The sequence below is a fragment of the Ideonella flava genome (genome assembly GCF_051857595.1).
Classification (GTDB): domain Bacteria; phylum Pseudomonadota; class Gammaproteobacteria; order Burkholderiales; family Burkholderiaceae_C; genus Ideonella.
The window spans coordinates 31,285-45,508 of the sequence record NZ_JBPZHD010000008.1 but is presented as its reverse complement, the minus strand read 5'-3'; the positions used below and the strand labels follow the sequence as shown (position 1 = coordinate 45,508).

13 protein-coding genes are annotated in these 14,224 nt (G+C 68.6%); 7 read left to right on the top strand and 6 right to left on the bottom strand.

Going from position 1 to position 14,224, the window contains the following annotated elements; genetic code table 11:
* Positions 1 to 68: 68 nt before the first annotated feature.
* The gene (locus ACS5PM_RS18070) at positions 69 to 443 is read right to left on the bottom strand and encodes a DUF3703 domain-containing protein (RefSeq protein WP_439389064.1); all 375 of its coding nucleotides are present in this window, start codon (positions 441 to 443) and stop codon (positions 69 to 71) included.
* A 98-nt stretch (positions 444 to 541) separates the two neighbouring features.
* On the opposite strand from ACS5PM_RS18070, the gene ACS5PM_RS18065 reads away from it, so the two are divergent.
* Entirely contained in the window at positions 542 to 1,369 is an 828-nt protein-coding gene (locus ACS5PM_RS18065; RefSeq protein WP_439389063.1) for a helix-turn-helix domain-containing protein, read from the top strand.
* A 16-nt stretch (positions 1,370 to 1,385) separates the two neighbouring features.
* Here ACS5PM_RS18065 and ACS5PM_RS18060 read toward each other — a convergent pair whose 3' ends face one another.
* Positions 1,386 to 2,246, bottom strand: coding sequence for a histidine kinase (locus ACS5PM_RS18060; protein WP_439389062.1), 861 nt, complete (start codon positions 2,244 to 2,246; stop codon positions 1,386 to 1,388).
* 425 nt (positions 2,247 to 2,671) lie between these two features.
* Here ACS5PM_RS18060 and ACS5PM_RS18055 point away from each other — a divergent pair, with 425 nt between their 5' ends.
* On the top strand, positions 2,672 to 3,157 hold the full coding sequence (locus ACS5PM_RS18055; protein ID WP_439389061.1) for a citrate synthase family protein: 486 nt from the start codon (positions 2,672 to 2,674) through the stop codon (positions 3,155 to 3,157).
* A 33-nt stretch (positions 3,158 to 3,190) separates the two neighbouring features.
* Here ACS5PM_RS18055 and ACS5PM_RS18050 read toward each other — a convergent pair whose 3' ends face one another.
* A complete protein-coding gene (locus ACS5PM_RS18050; RefSeq protein WP_439389060.1) occupies positions 3,191 to 3,361 on the bottom strand; it encodes a hypothetical protein in 171 nt (56 codons plus the stop codon).
* A gap of 124 nt (positions 3,362 to 3,485) precedes the next feature.
* On the opposite strand from ACS5PM_RS18050, the gene ACS5PM_RS18045 reads away from it, so the two are divergent.
* The 4 genes from ACS5PM_RS18045 to ACS5PM_RS18030 all read left to right on the top strand — a co-directional run bounded on the left by ACS5PM_RS18045 (position 3,486) and on the right by ACS5PM_RS18030 (position 7,727).
* Positions 3,486 to 4,388, top strand: coding sequence for a LysR substrate-binding domain-containing protein (locus tag ACS5PM_RS18045; protein ID WP_439389059.1), 903 nt, complete (start codon positions 3,486 to 3,488; stop codon positions 4,386 to 4,388).
* Positions 4,389 to 4,519: 131 nt separating this feature from the next.
* Positions 4,520 to 5,734, top strand: coding sequence for a CaiB/BaiF CoA transferase family protein (locus tag ACS5PM_RS18040; protein ID WP_439389058.1), 1,215 nt, complete (start codon positions 4,520 to 4,522; stop codon positions 5,732 to 5,734).
* Entirely contained in the window at positions 5,731 to 6,711 is a 981-nt protein-coding gene (locus ACS5PM_RS18035; protein ID WP_439389057.1) for a hydroxymethylglutaryl-CoA lyase, read from the top strand. The genes ACS5PM_RS18040 and ACS5PM_RS18035 overlap by 4 nt, the downstream gene beginning before the upstream one ends.
* A gap of 41 nt (positions 6,712 to 6,752) precedes the next feature.
* On the top strand, positions 6,753 to 7,727 hold the full coding sequence (locus ACS5PM_RS18030) for a Bug family tripartite tricarboxylate transporter substrate binding protein (protein WP_439389056.1): 975 nt from the start codon (positions 6,753 to 6,755) through the stop codon (positions 7,725 to 7,727).
* 27 nt (positions 7,728 to 7,754) lie between these two features.
* On the opposite strand, the gene ACS5PM_RS18025 is transcribed toward ACS5PM_RS18030, so the two are convergent.
* The 3 genes from ACS5PM_RS18025 to ACS5PM_RS18015 form a co-directional block, all read right to left on the bottom strand.
* The gene (locus ACS5PM_RS18025; RefSeq protein WP_439389055.1) at positions 7,755 to 8,612 is read right to left on the bottom strand and encodes a sensor histidine kinase; all 858 of its coding nucleotides are present in this window, start codon (positions 8,610 to 8,612) and stop codon (positions 7,755 to 7,757) included.
* A gap of 97 nt (positions 8,613 to 8,709) precedes the next feature.
* Positions 8,710 to 9,300 (bottom strand): excisionase family DNA-binding protein, encoded by a 591-nt coding sequence (locus ACS5PM_RS18020; RefSeq protein ID WP_439389054.1) that lies wholly within the window; start codon positions 9,298 to 9,300, stop codon positions 8,710 to 8,712.
* An 83-nt stretch (positions 9,301 to 9,383) separates the two neighbouring features.
* Positions 9,384 to 11,090: a methyl-accepting chemotaxis protein gene (locus ACS5PM_RS18015; protein ID WP_439389053.1), complete on the bottom strand. Its 1,707-nt coding sequence runs from the start codon at positions 11,088 to 11,090 to the stop codon at positions 9,384 to 9,386.
* Between the two features lie 550 nt (positions 11,091 to 11,640).
* On the opposite strand from ACS5PM_RS18015, the gene ACS5PM_RS18010 reads away from it, so the two are divergent.
* A complete protein-coding gene (locus tag ACS5PM_RS18010; protein ID WP_439389052.1) occupies positions 11,641 to 13,866 on the top strand; it encodes a M4 family metallopeptidase in 2,226 nt (741 codons plus the stop codon).
* Positions 13,867 to 14,224: the final 358 nt, after the last annotated feature.

Genomic DNA, 14,224 nt, shown 5'->3' with positions numbered 1-14,224 from the left:
GCACCCCGAAGCGGGGACCCGAGGAGTCGCTGGAAGTCGTGTGGGCGCCTGCGAGGACGCCCGGCGTGCTAGTGCACCAGGCGGGCGGCGTCGATGAGCCTCTGCAGGTCCGCCGACACCGGCATCGGCCTGAAGCCGCTGACGTTGGAGCCGCCCGTGTTCCCGGTGGGCACCCAGCCGAGCCAGGTCTTCAGGCCGGCGGCCGCCAGGCGAAAGGCCTGGGCGAAGGCCTCGCCCATGACGTCGTTTCGCAGCGCCCAGCGAAACATGGCCCAGTGGACGCGCACATGCTCGACGGTCGAGTGCTGTCCCAGGACGTGGGCCCGCTCCAGATGAGTGAAGGCACTGGCGCGCTCGCCGCGGGCTTCACGTGCGGCGGCGGCATCGAGTTCGGCCTGGACATTCGGGCGGATTCGGGAAGCGAAGTGGGCAGAGCGGTTCATCCGGGACTCCTGACGTGGGGCTGCGTGATGGGCTCCATTCTTCGAGCGGGCCTCTCCGCCGGCTTGAACGAAACGGCTGACTTGCAAAAGCACTCACCATGACCAGCGTTCAAGCCGTTGCGCATCAGCCGACCCGGGAGCGCGAGCGCTTCTCCGCGGTCACTTCGACCGGCCGTGTCTACTTCTGGCAGGGCGGCAGCTTGTGGATAGGACAAGGCCAGGGTCGAACGCAGTGGCATGACCACCACGCCCATCAGCTGGCGCTGGCGCTGCAGGGCAGCTTCCGGTTCCGCACCGATGCGCAAGGCGCCTGGACGGCGTTCGAAGGGGCGCTGGTCCCGAGTCACCGCCCGCACCAGTTCGAGGTCGATGGTTCGGCCACCCTGGCGCATCTCTTCGTCGAGCCCGAGAGCCGGGCCGGCCGCGCGCTGATGGAGCGCTTCGGCCCCGGCGAGGTTTCGGCCCTGCCGCAGGCCGATGCGCGTGCGGCTGCCCGTGCGCTCGACGGCGTCCGGCAGGCCGCGGGTTCGGCCCCGCTGATGGTCGAGGCGGCGATGTCGGCCGTCGCTTTGCTCTGCGGGGACACGACCGAGCCGGACGTCGAGCTGGACCCCCGCCTCGCCAAGGCGCTGGAATACATCCGCTCGAACATCCGCCACCCCCTGTCGCTGGCCGATGTGGCGTCCACGGTCGCGCTGTCCGAGAGCCGCTTCCGACACCTGTTCGTGGCCGGGACGGGCAGCTCCTTCCGGGCTTACGTGCTGTGGATGCGCATCAACCTCGCCATCCAGGCGGTCATGTCCGGGGCCTCCTGGACCGAGGCGGCGCACGAGACCGGGTTCGCGGACTCCGCGCACCTGACGCGAACGCACAAGCGGATGTTCGGCATCGAGCCGACGGCTCTGCGACCGCAGGCCCTGACGTAGGCGCGTGGCGGCGGGCTCAGCGGGCCGCGGCGGACGGCGGCCACCAGAGCTCGACGCACAGGCCCGGGCCGCCGCCCGGAGCGTCCATCAGCTGGATCGAGATGCCGTGCCGCGCGCAGATCTCCTTCGCGATGGCCAGGCCCAGCCGCTGCCCGGAACGTTCGATTCGGCGATGCGATGGGAGCGCTCCAGGGCCTGGGCCATCTCCGACATTCCCGCCGCGCTCACGGCGGTGATGGCGGCCAACGGCCAGAAGCCGGATTTCGCCCCCGAGGGGACGATGGAGCTCAAGCCCTGGTTCAGCTCCAGCATGGGCGTGAAGCTGCCGCCGGAACTGAACCTGCCGCCCGTGCGCGCAGTCGCGCCGTACGACCTCCAGGTCGAGGCACTGGGAGCGGCACGTCGGCGCGGTGTTCGCCCGCGAGGCGATGAAGGACGCTTCGGCCGTGTCGCAGATGGATTCGAAGACGCAGGTCACGCGCCTGAACGGCGTGTCGGTGCTCGAAGCGGCCCAGTACACGCTCGAGGCGAACGTCGGCCTGGCCTTGCTGAAAGAGCCGGGCGGCGAGAACGACCGCCGGCTGGTCAGCGTCGCGGTGGGAGCCTTCCTGAACCTGCATGGGGACACGGCGCTCGCTGCCGCGCAGGCCTCGCGGCAGGAGGGCAACGCGCCCAACGCAGTGCTGGCCGCGGCGCTGGCCATCGTCGGGCCGCGCCGCACCGAAGGCGCCCGCGCGATGGCCCGCCAGTTGATCGAGCGCTTCTCGGCCGCCGGGCTGAAGGACGCGCTCGACGAGGGCTTCGATCTCGCGCCACTGCGCGACGCCGATGCGTCCTCCATGCTGGGCAAGCGCCCCGACCCGCTGGCCGAGGCCATGCTCGCCGGACTGCGCGCGCGAGGCGCCCGTTCCATCTTCGTGCTCTACCTGCAAAGCCTGCGCGGCCATCCGACGGCCGACGCGGTGCTGGCAGCCATCACCACCACCCTGGGCTGGGGGCCGTTGATACGCAGGCGCGTCTCGCGCATGACGGTCGAATGCCTGCCGGCGTGGATGCGACTGTTCGGCACGTCCATAGGAGCGTCCGTCGAGGCCTCACGCCACGAGCCGACACGTTTCTGCGGCATCGACGAAGCCGACCTGCTGGGCCGCCGCTCGCTCACCGAAGTGGCCTGCATCGCCTTGCTGAACGAAGAGCCGCGCGACAGCGACCTGTTCGCCTTCCAGACCCTCGTCGGCCTGCTGCTGAGCAACGGGCCCGGCACGATCTCGGGGCCAAGGGGGCCGAAACCCGGCGCACGGGGTGGACGTGCAGGCGCTGGCGGCGCGCTACGTTGCCGACTACGCGAGCTACAAGGCCGGCAAGAAGAACACCGGCGACGTCGACAGCCAGAAGACCCCGGGCGTCAACCCCCCGGTGTTCAAGGGCAAGCCGGTGAACGTGGATCCGCGCGTAGTGTTCATCGCCGAGCTCATGCAAAAGCGTGGCGAGCACAACGTCTTCCACGACTTCTACAAGGCAGTGGTGCAGAAGCTTTTCGACGAAGGCGTATCGCGCAACGTCTACTGCGTGAACATCGATGCGGTGATCGCCGCGCTGCTGCTGAAGACCGTCTGGCCAGCCTACCGCGCGGGCACGATCCGGGCCGACGCGCTGGAGACGGCGGCGTTCACGATCTTCCTGTATGCCCGCATGCTGGGCCGCGCCGCAGAGTTCGACGACCACATGAATCGCGGACGGAACATGGACACGCGCACGGCCGCCTCGGCCTGCCGCTTCGTGGCTTGACGAGCCACGCGTCAGGGCCAGCCGCCCTGGCGTTCAGGCGCGTCGTCGCCAGAGGATGCGGACGGTCGCGGCGGTCTGCATGACCGTTGCGGCGGCGCCGAGCGCCAGGGGCACCAGGGAGCCGGTGGCTTCCAGGCCCCAGGCACCGAGAAACGTGCAGGACAGCCCGAGCAGGTAGTGGATGACGAGGCGGCGGCGAGACATGGGGTGTCCTGAAAAGCTCTCGCGAGTCTGCCGGCAGGGCAGGGTCCGGATGTGGCGAAAAGAAGGCCTGCTCCGGTGCATTTCATGGTCGAGAATGCGGCAGGACCTGGATGCCGCATCGGACGTGAACCTTCACCGCCTCGACCTCGTGTCGCTCTCGCTGTTCAGCCTGGTGGCCCGCACCGGCAGCATCAGCAAAGGCGCCGAGCTGGCGCTGCTGGCCGTCGGTGCCGCGAGCAAGCGGATTTCGGATCTCGAGGCCGCCGTGGGGGCGGAGCTGCTGGAGCGCCATTCCCGCGGGGTCACGCTGACGGTCGCGGGCCAGGCCCTGCAACGCCATGCCGCCCGCATCCTGAGTGATGTGGACCAGCTGGCCGCCGAGCTCTCCGACTACGCATCGGGCCTCGTGGGCGTGGTCCGCCTGTGGGCCAACACCTCGGCGGTGACGCAGTTCCTGCCGCTCGACATCTCGACCTTCTCGCACGCGAGTCCCGGCATTCGGATCGAACTCGAGGAGAAGGACAGCAGCGAGGTCGTGCTGGCCGTGCTGGACGGGCGGGCCGACGTGGGCATCTTCGCCGACCGCACGCCGGCCCTGGGCCTGCAGGTGCTGGACTACCGGCAGGACCGGCTGGTCCTCGTCGTGCCGCGTGGCCACGCCCTCGCGCGGCGCCGTGCCGTGCGCTTCGAGGAGGCGGTCGAATTTGACTTCGTCTGTCTTTCCAAGGGGACTTCGCTGGCGAACAGGCTGCAGGCCGAGACCGAGGCGCTGGGGCGTCGGCTGAAGATGCGCATCCAGGTTCGCAGCTTCGACGCGATATGCCAGATGGTGGCGGCCGGGATGGGGGTGGCGATCCTGCCGGGCGAGGCCATCCAGCCGCACGTGCGCTCGATGAACCTGCGGCAGATCGCGCTCGAGGACGCGTGGGCGAGCCGAAGCCTGCTGATCGGGCTGCGCGACGCCAAGGTCGTGCCTCGGCACGTGCGCCTGCTGATCGACCACCTCTGCCAGTCCCGCGGGCGCTGAGGCACCGGCTCTCGCCGTCATGGGCCAAGACCCGGCCGCTGCTTTCTCCATCCGCGAAAGCAGCGGCCGCGCCTTTGGCATTCACCCGCGGAGCGTTTGCTTCAAGAATGCCTTCAAACGAGGAACCATCGATGAATCCTTCCACTGGTGCCCTGCCTGCCAGCGCGCTGCAAGGCCTGCGAGTGATCGAAATGGGCCAGTTGATCGCCGGGCCCTTCGCCGGCAAGACGCTGGGCGAGTTCGGCGCCGACGTGATCAAGATCGAGGCCCCCGGCAGCGGAGACCCGCTGCGCAACTGGCGGCTGATCAAGGACGGCACCTCCGTGTGGTGGCAGGTGCAGTCGCGCAACAAGCGCTCGATCGCGCTCGACCTGCGCAGCCCCGAGGGGCAGGACATCGCGCGGCGCCTGATCCAGGAAGCCGACGTCCTGATCGAGAACTTCCGCCCGGGGACGCTCGAAGGCTGGGGCATGGGCTACGAGGCCCTGTCAGCGGCCAACCCCGGCCTGGTGATGCTGCGCATCTCGGGCTACGGACAGACGGGGCCGTACCGCGACCTGCCGGGCTTCGGCGCCATCGGGGAGGCCATGGGCGGCCTTCGCCACCTCACCGGCGAGCCGGGCCGGGTGCCGGTGCGCTGCGGCATCTCGATAGGCGACACGCTGGCCGCCCTGCACGGCACCATCGGTGTCCTCACGGCGCTCTATCACCGCAAGGTCTATGGCGGGCGAGGCCAGGTGATCGACGTGGCGCTGAACGAAGCCGTGTTCAACGTGATGGAAAGCCTGATCCCCGAGTACAGCGCATTCGGTGCGGTGCGCGAGGCCGCCGGCAGCGCGCTGCCGGGCATCGCTCCGTCCAACGCGTACCGCTGCACCGATGGCTATGTGCTGGTCGCGGGCAATGGCGACAGCATCTTCAAGCGGCTGATGCAGACGATAGGTCGAGGCGACCTGGGGGCCGATCCGGAACTGGGCAACAACGCCGGACGCGTGGCCCGCGTGGCCGAGATCGATGCCGCGATCGAGCACTGGACGGTCTCGCAACCGGTCGAGCAGGTGCTGGAGCGCCTGGCCGCGGCCGGCGTTCCGGCCGGCAAGGTCTACACCGCCAAGGACATCGTCGAGGACCCGCACTACCGGGCGCGCGACATGATCCTGCGCCAGCAGACCCGCGACGGCTACGAGCTCGACGTGCCAGGCGTCGTGCCCAAGCTGCTCGGCACTCCGGGCACGGTGCGTTCATCCGCACCGGGGCTGGGCGACGACACCGACGCGGTGCTGGCCGAGCTCGGCTTGTCCGGCCAGGAAATCGCCGCTTTGCGCGGCAAGAAGGTGGTGGCATGAACAAGATCTGGAACGGCGCCGGCCGGCGCATCCACATGCAGGAGGTCGGCACGCGCGATGGGCTGCAGGCCGAGCAGGCCTTCGTGCCGACCGATGAGAAGGTGGCGCTCGTCAATGCGCTGTCCGAGGCCGGCATGGCCAAGATCGAGGTCACCTCCTTCGTCTCGCCGAAGGCGATCCCGGCGCTGCGCGATGGTGAGATCGTCCTGCGCGAGATCACGCGCCAGCCGGGCGTGGTCTACAGCGCGCTGGTACCCAACGTGCGTGGCGCCGAGAGGGCGGTGGATGCCCGGACCGACGAATTCAACCTGGTGATGTCGGCCAGCGAAACCCACAACCTCGCCAACCTGCGCATGACACGTGGGCAGTCGTATGCGGCTTTGAGGGAGGTGAACGAGCTGGCCGGGCAGGCGGGCGCCACCGTCAATGTGTCCTTGTCGTGCTCGTTCGGTTGTCCGATGGAAGGCGACGTGCCGGCCGCGACCGTGCTGGACTGGTGTGCCCGCTTCGTCGACGAGATGGGCGCGCACGGCGTCACCCTGTGCGACACCACCGGCATGGCCTACCCCGGCCAGGTGGCGGAGTTGACCGCGGCCTTTCGCGAACGCTGGCCGGCGACCGAACTGACGCTGCACTTCCACAACACGCGCGGCCTCGGCCTGGCGAACGTGCTGGCGGCCATGGACGCAGGAGCCGACCGCTTCGATGCCTCGCTCGGCGGCATCGGCGGCTGCCCCTATGCACCGGGCGCCACCGGCAACGTGTGCAGCGAAGAGATCGTCCACGCCCTGGAGCTGATGGGCTACCGCACGGGCGTCGACCTGCAGCGCCTGATCGAAGCCGCGAAGCGCCTGCCGGCGCTGATCGGCCATGACATCCCGAGCCAGATCGTCAAGGCCGGCCGACGGCTCGACCTGCACGCCGTGCCGGCCGACTTCGAGGCGATCCGCGAGCGCGCGCTGGCCCGCGATCTTTGAGCTCCCCGCTTCCTTCCAGCCTCCATCGCAGGAACCCGACCATGTCGAATCTCCATCGCCGCCAGATCGTTCTGCTCCTGCTGGCCAGCTTCGCCGGTGGTGCCAACGCCCAAGCGGCCTATCCAAGCAAGCCGATCACCCTCATCGTGCCTACTGCACCCGGAGGCACGACGGACATCGCCGCCCGCATGCTGGCCGAGCCGCTCGGCAAGGCGCTCGGGCAGTCCGTGGTCGTCGACAACCGCGGTGGCGCCAGCGGCGGTCTGGCCGCCGTCGCCGTCAAGCGCGCCGAGCCCGACGGCTACACGCTGCTGATGCAGTACTCCGGCTACCACGTCATCACGCCGCACGTGGTCAAGCAGGCGGCGCAGTGGGAGGCCAGGGACCTGCAGGCCGTGGCCAACGTGCTGAGCGCACCGCAGGTCATCGTGGTTCGCGAAGGCCTGCCTGTGAAGACACTCGCTGAACTGGTGGCCTACGCCAAGGCCAACCCCGGCAAGCTGAGCTACGCGTCGTCGGGCAACGGTTCCCTGCAGCACGTGACCGGGGCCATGCTCGAGCAGCAGGCCGGCATCACGATGACCCACGTGCCATACAAGGGCACCGGCCCGGCGCTGCAGGACCTGCTCGGCGGCCAGGTGGACCTGACCTTCGGCACGCCGCCGCCCTACATCCCCTTCATCCAATCGGGGAAGCTGCGCGCCCTGGCGGTCACCGGCAGCTCGCACGTGGCCTCGCTGGCGAACGTGCCCACCGCCGCCGAGGCGGGGCTGCCCAAGCTCGACGCCACCTCCTGGTTCGGCGTGTTCGCACCCGCAAAGACGCCGAAGCCCATCATCGACAAGCTCACGGCCGAGATCGCCAAGGTGATGGCCACGCCGGCTTTCAAGCAGAAGGCCACCGAGCTGGGCGCCACGGCGGACTACATGAGCCCGCAGCAGTTGAACGACTACAGCACGTCGGAACTGGCCCGCTGGGCGCAGGTCGTCAAGGCCGCCAAGATCGAGGCGGACTGATATCCCGGAGCCAGGGGAGGGCGCTGGTCATACCCGCGTGGCCTGCACCCTGTCCATCACCAGGAAGAAGGCCGTGCCCGCGCCCGGAGCACTGCGCATGCCGACCTCGCCGCCCTGCGCCTCGACCAGTCGCCGGGTGAGCGCGAAGCTCAGGCCGATGCTCTGCGCCCGTTCCGACATCGAGCCACCGGCCTGCGTCAAGCCGGCGAACACGTGGACCGCCTCCTCCGGCGGGATGGCCGGCCCGGGGTCTTCCACCTCGAGGCGATAGCGCTCCGCGTCCTGCGGCCAGGCCCGCACACCGATGCGGCCGCCTTCGGGCGTGAACTGCACGGCATGGCCGAGGTAGCCCATCAGCGCCTGCTTGAGCCGCACCGGGTCGGCCACGATGCCGCTGAGCCGGCCGTCCACATCCACGGCGATCTCGAGGCTCTTGCGCACGATGCGCGTGTGCAGCAGGTCGATGACCTGGGCGATGAGATCCTCCAGGTCGACGGGCCGCGGGAGGAACTCGTAGCGGCCGGCATCCAGCCTGGACATTTCCAGCGCGTCGTCCAGGAGCTGCAGAAGATGCTGTCCGCTGGCCTGGATGTTCCTGAGAAAGTGCTCGCCCTTGGGTGACGCCGGGGGCACCGTTCCCGATACCAGCACGTCGGCGAATCCGATGATGGAGTTGAGCGGCGCGCGCAGCTCGTGCGAGAGGTTCGCCAGGAAGAGGTTGCGGTCGTCGACCTCTTGCAGCAGGAGCCGGTGCTGGGCGCTCAGCGTTTCAAGCATGGCTCGGGCCGCGGCGAGTTCTTCCAGGGCGGACTGCCGGCTGGCCTCGGCGTCCGGCCCGTCCCGCCCGCCCAGGGCTGCCTGCGGCCGCCGGATCCACGGTGTCAAACGAGTCAAACTGCTCCTCACTTGAACGGCGCCGGTTCCGTCTGCGCTCGACTGTACTGCCGGCAGGCGGCATTCACCAGCCGGGCGCGCCAGCGCGTCAAGCCCGCCGCAGGGCGGCCGCGAAGGCCTCGCGCTCCAGCGGCTTGCGCAGCAGCAGGACCTCGGCCGGCAACTGGCCGAAATCCTTGAGTTCCGCGGCTGACTTGGCCGACACGGCGATCATCAGCCGGGGCCGCGTCTGCGCATCCGCCAGCACGTTGCGGATCATCTCGAAGCCGTCCATGTGAGGCATGTGGACGTCGGTCACCACGATCTCGGGGGCGAACCTGGCGATCATGACGAGGCCCTGGAAGCCGTTGCCGGCCACCTGCAACTGGGCCGTTGGCAAGGCGGCTTGGACGAGCGCCGAGATCAGCTCACGGTCCATGGCGTCATCGTCGACGATCACCACCCGCACCGGCCGCGTCGGAGTCGCCAGGGACGGACTGGAAGGCGTGTCCGCGCCCAGGCTCTGTTCATACTCGACGAAGAGCTTCTCGGCACTGGCCGCATCGATGCGGCGGTGGCCGCCCGGCGTCTTCCAGGCTTTCAGGCGCCCGGAATCCACCCAGCGTTGCACCGTCTGCAGCGAGATGCCGAGCCGCTTGGCCACTTCGATGGTCGAGTAGGAGCGGGTGCCTTCGTTCATCCGGCCATATTAGGCGACGGCCGCTGGTGGGCGGTCCAGTCGCCTCCTGAAGCGTCTGCTGCTTCAGCCGACCCCGTCGGCGCTCAGAAGGACGCCCACTCTTCCTGGGCGTGGGCCGCCGGAGCGGGCGCCGGAGCAGCCGCCGGCTTGCGGGCCGTCTGGGGCTTGGCCGGGCGTGCGACAGCCGCGCGGGGTGCCGCGGCGGCGGGGCTTCCCTGGCTGCGCTGCGCCGTGTCCAGCGTGAAGATGCCCACTGCTTCGACCAGGCGTGCGGCCTGCTGGCTGAGGCTGTCCGCAGCGGCCGCGCTTTCTTCTACCAGGGCCGCGTTCTGCTGGGTGACCTGATCGAGCTGGCTCACGGCGGTGCCGATCTGGCTGATGCCTTGCGTCTGCTCGTGCGTGGCCGAACCGATCTCGCCGATCAGGTCGCTCACCCGCTGGACCTGCGTCACGATGTCGTCCATCGCGCGGCCCGCTTCGCCCACCTGCTGGCTGCCGGCCTCGACCTTCTCCACGCTCTCGGTGATGAGGCCCTTGATTTCCTTGGCGGCCGCGGCCGAGCGTTGTGCCAGCGTGCGCACCTCGCTCGCGACGACGGCGAAGCCCCGGCCCTGCTCGCCGGCACGGGCCGCTTCCACGGCCGCGTTCAGCGCGAGGATGTTGGTCTGGAAGGCGATGCCGTCGATGACGCCGATGATGTCGGCGATCTTCTTGCTCGAGGCGGTGATGCCCTCCATGGTGCGCACCACCTGGCCCACGACGACACCCCCTTGTCCGGCTGCTGCCGTGGCCGATCCCGCGAGTTGAGTGGCCTGGCGGGCGGTGTCGGCATTGGTCTTGACCGTGGCCGTGAGCTGCTCCATCGAGGCGGCCGTCTGTTGCAGGTTGCTGGCCTGCTCTTCGGTGCGTTGGCTGAGGTCGGCGTTGCCGGTCGCGATCTGCGAAGAGCCGGTCGCAATGCTGTCACTGCTGGCGCGCACCTGGCTTACCACCTTGCGCAACGACTGCTGCATGTGGTCCATGGCGGCCACGACGCTGCCCGGGGCAGCACGGGACGTGTCTATGTGCGTGGTCAGGTTGCCGGCCGCCACGGCGTTGGCGACCGTGGCCACGTCGCCTGGCTCGCCGCCCAGGGCGCGGGTGATGCCGCGAGTGATGAGCATGCCGATCACCACGCCTCCGATCGCGCTGGCGGCCGTCAGGACTCCCATGACGAGGCTGACGAATCGGAACAGCTCGGTGCCTTCCTTGGAGGCGGTCGCACCGTTTTCCTCCTTCAGCTTGGTGAGCACGGTGAGCTGGTCATCGACCACCTTGTTCGACTGCTTCACCGCGAGGTCGAGCTTGGCCAGTTCGGCGTCCGCCGCCAACAGCGGCTTTCCGCTGGCCGCGGCGAGGTAGGCGTCGGCGGCCGGAAGCCACACCTTGATCATGCCCTCCAGCTTGTCGAACTGCTCCTGGCCCTGCGCCGAATGGAACAGGGGGCGGGACTTGTCGAGCCACATGCGCATCGTGTCGACCGACTCCTTGAAGGTCTCGCGCGCGGCCCGCCGCTCGGCATCGCTGGTGGCCAGCGCGAACTGCCCTCGTGCGCGGGCGGCGTAGATCAGATTGATGTTGGCTTCCTTGACGTAGGAGATGCCCAGCAGCTCCTTCTCGTAGAGGCTGTCGTTCACGTCGTTGAGACTCATCAGCCCGTGGATGCCGAAGGCAGCCACCAGGGCGCCCATGACGACCAGGCTGGCGAAGGCGAGCAAGAGTCGCGCGCCGAGACGAAGGCTTTTGAACACGTTGGACTCCGGTGGAAGGGCGGCAGACTGCAGCCGCTGGCAGGGTTTCGGGCCAAGGTCGCCCGCACCTGAGGAAGAACTACCGATTTGGTCAGTTTGGATGTTTTACTGGCGGACCAGTCGCCGAAAGTGGCGCCCAAACACTCGTCAGGCGCGCGCTTTGGACAGCCGGGCGGATGGCCGCCAGGACGGGGCAGCTGAGGCCAGGAAGTCGGCTCGTTGTCCGCAGGGTGAGGCAGCGAGGGGCCGGAAAGCGATTTCGAGGCGGGATCAGGAAGCCAGCGGGACTTCCCCCATCGGGTCGATGACGCCATGGCCACCCAGGCCGTCGAAGTGCAGCTCGGGCGGCCACGCGGAATGGGCGGTGATGAGCTTCTCGCGATTGCGTCCGCTGGTCGGCGGGTCTGCACGGGCAGCGATTTGCGGGGATTGACACACCTCAACACGCGAGCCCAGCATGCCGCGGCGCGACGAACGTGCGCGTGAGGACGACATGGCATCACGCGTTGCCACGCGTGAACTCGAAGTTGACTCTACTTTGGGAGACGCAATGAGTTCATTGATCTCGGGCTGGGCCAAGAGACGGCTGATCGCCACCCTGGCATTCGGTCTGGCGCTGACCACCAGTGCCCTGGCCGCCATTCCAGGCAACACGCCGGCAGATGTCGCTCGTGCCCTCGGTGCGCTGAATTCTGTCGACGTGATCCAGGCGGCGCCCGACGGGGTGCCGACCTTCCTGCGCGGGGACCTGGGGCAAGCGCCGAAGCTGAACGTGACAGCGCTGGGCGCCACTGAATCAACGATGCGCCCGGTCCTGTCGCGGGTGCTGGCCGCCCTGCGCCTGCGCCCGGCCGACCTGCACCTGCGCAAGGTCAACATCGATGCCATGGGCAACCAGCACCTGCGGTACGTCCTGACGCACCGCGGCATCGACGTGGTCGGGGGCGACCTGGTCGTCCACGTGGACGGCAAGGGCCGGGTGTTTGCCATCAACGGTTCGGCCCGTGGCGACATCGCGGCCAGCCTGGGCTCCAACGACATCGGCGAAAGCGCCGTCCACCCGGTGGTGATGGCCGATGCGCGCTTCGCCGGCATGGCCACCACGCCGCCGCGCCGGGTGTACTTCGTGTCACCGCAAGGCCTCATCCACATGGCGTACGAGACCGTGGCCACCGGGCTGCGCGGGCAGGATCCCGTTCGCGACAAGGTGTACGTCGACGTCGACAGCGGTGCCATCGTGGGCGTCCATCCGCAGATCCACTTCGCGGAGAACCGCAGGGTCTACAGCGCCAACAACGGCACCAGCCTTCCGGGCACGCTCAAGCGCTCCGAAGGTCAGGGGGCCAACAGTGACATCGACGTGAACGCCGCCTACGACGGCACCGGCGCCACCTACGAGGCCTACAAGGCGTTCTGGAATCGAGACTCCTACAACAACGCCGGCGCCGCCTTGATCAGCTCAGTGCACTACAGCACCAACTACTGCAACGCCTTCTGGAACGGCACCCAGATGGTCTACGGCGACGGCAATTCGGGCCAGGGCTGCCTGCCCTTGGCGCGGGCCCAGGACGTCACCGCGCACGAGCTGACCCACGCCGTGACCGAGAACGAGTCCGGCCTGGTCTACTCGGGTGAATCGGGCGGCATGAACGAAGCCATGTCCGACATCTTCGGCGCCTTCACCGAGGCGTATGTAGACGGTGGCAAGACCGGCACGCTGACCGTGTCGACAGACACCTGGAAGATCGGCGAGGACATCCTTCCGCCCGCGCTTCGCTACATGAATGACCCGGCGGCGGATGGCGCGTCCAAGGACTACTGGTACAGCGGGGTGGGCAATGTCGACGTCCACTACAGCTCCGGTATCGCCAACCTGGCGTTCTACCTGCTCTCGCAGGGTGGCACCCATCCGCGCGGCAAGTCCGCCATCAACGTGACCGGGCTCGGCATGGACAAGGCCATCCGGATCTTCTATGAGGCCAATGTCAACGTCCTGACCTCCAACGCCAACTTCCTGGCGGCGGGCAACGCCACGGTACAGGCCGCCGTCAACCTGGGCTATACGCTCGCCGAGCAGACCTCGGTAGCCAATGCCTGGCAGGCCGTCGGTGTGCCGGTGCCCAACCCCGGCGGTGGTGGCGGCGGTGGCGATACGGTGCTGACCAACGGCACGCCGGTCTCCGGCCTGAGCGGCGCGAGCGGGTCGCAGGCGTTCTTCAAGATCGACGTGCCGGCCGGACAGACCACTTTGACCATCACCATCACGGGCGGGACGGGTGACGCAGACCTGTACACCAGGCGCGGCTCGCGGCCGACCTTGTCGACCTACGACTGCCGCCCTTACAAGACGGGCAATGCCGAAACCTGCACCTATACCGCACCCGCCGCAGGGACCTACTATGTGCTGCTCAACGGCTACTCGGCCTACAGCGGCGTCACGCTGACGGCGACCTACTCCGTCGGCGGCGGCGACCCGTACCTGACCAACGGCCAGCCCGTCACGGGGATATCGGGAGCCACCGGCAGCCAGCAGTACTGGCGGATCAACACCCCGGCCGGCAAGACGCTCACGATCAGCATCTCGGGTGGCACCGGTGACGCGGATCTCTACACGCGCTTCGGGTCTCGGCCGACCACCAGCACCTACCTGTGCCGCCCCTACAAGACCGGTAACGCCGAGACTTGCACCGTCACCGCCACCTCCGCGGGCGACTACTACATCATGCTTCGCGGCTACTCCACCTTCTCGGGTGTCAGCCTGGTCGCCAGCTATTGACGCCCGGTCGATCAACGCAGCGGCCATCGCGGCCGCTGCGTTCCAGCCGGAGCCGCGACCATCGCCCGTTGCTGGGCTTTCGCCAGCGCAGGACCTGTAGCGCATCCGCATGACGCTTCCGTTCGGCCGCGGCAGGACTTGGCGCGGTTGGCGGCTTCGTCATCGCAAGTCGGCGGGCGCGGCGTCGAGTTCGGTGACGGTTCGCGATCGAATCCCGCATGGAGGGGCCACGCCACCGGGGTCATGAGCCCCACGGAACAGGCTCGGATCGAAGAGAGGATGTCCTCCGCGTGGCGTGGCGTGGCGTGGCATGGCATCGGCAGCGATGCTTCGAACAGAAAGGTTCGCGCCACGATGG

Excerpts from the sequence above, each read along its gene's own strand:
- ACS5PM_RS18035 (WP_439389057.1), top strand. The coding sequence starts at position 5,731 with ATGAACAAGATCTGGAACGGCGCCGGCCGGCGCATCCACATGCAGGAG.
- ACS5PM_RS18060 (WP_439389062.1), bottom strand. The coding sequence starts at position 2,246 with ATGGCCTCGGCCAGCGGGTCGGGGCGCTTGCCCAGCATGGAGGACGCA.
- ACS5PM_RS18030 (WP_439389056.1), top strand. The coding sequence starts at position 6,753 with ATGTCGAATCTCCATCGCCGCCAGATCGTTCTGCTCCTGCTGGCCAGC.
- ACS5PM_RS18040 (WP_439389058.1), top strand. The coding sequence starts at position 4,520 with ATGAATCCTTCCACTGGTGCCCTGCCTGCCAGCGCGCTGCAAGGCCTG.
- ACS5PM_RS18020 (WP_439389054.1), bottom strand. The coding sequence starts at position 9,300 with ATGAACGAAGGCACCCGCTCCTACTCGACCATCGAAGTGGCCAAGCGG.
- ACS5PM_RS18010 (WP_439389052.1), top strand. The coding sequence starts at position 11,641 with ATGAGTTCATTGATCTCGGGCTGGGCCAAGAGACGGCTGATCGCCACC.
- ACS5PM_RS18065 (WP_439389063.1), top strand. The coding sequence starts at position 542 with ATGACCAGCGTTCAAGCCGTTGCGCATCAGCCGACCCGGGAGCGCGAG.
- ACS5PM_RS18070 (WP_439389064.1), bottom strand. The coding sequence starts at position 443 with ATGAACCGCTCTGCCCACTTCGCTTCCCGAATCCGCCCGAATGTCCAG.
- ACS5PM_RS18050 (WP_439389060.1), bottom strand. The coding sequence starts at position 3,361 with ATGTCTCGCCGCCGCCTCGTCATCCACTACCTGCTCGGGCTGTCCTGC.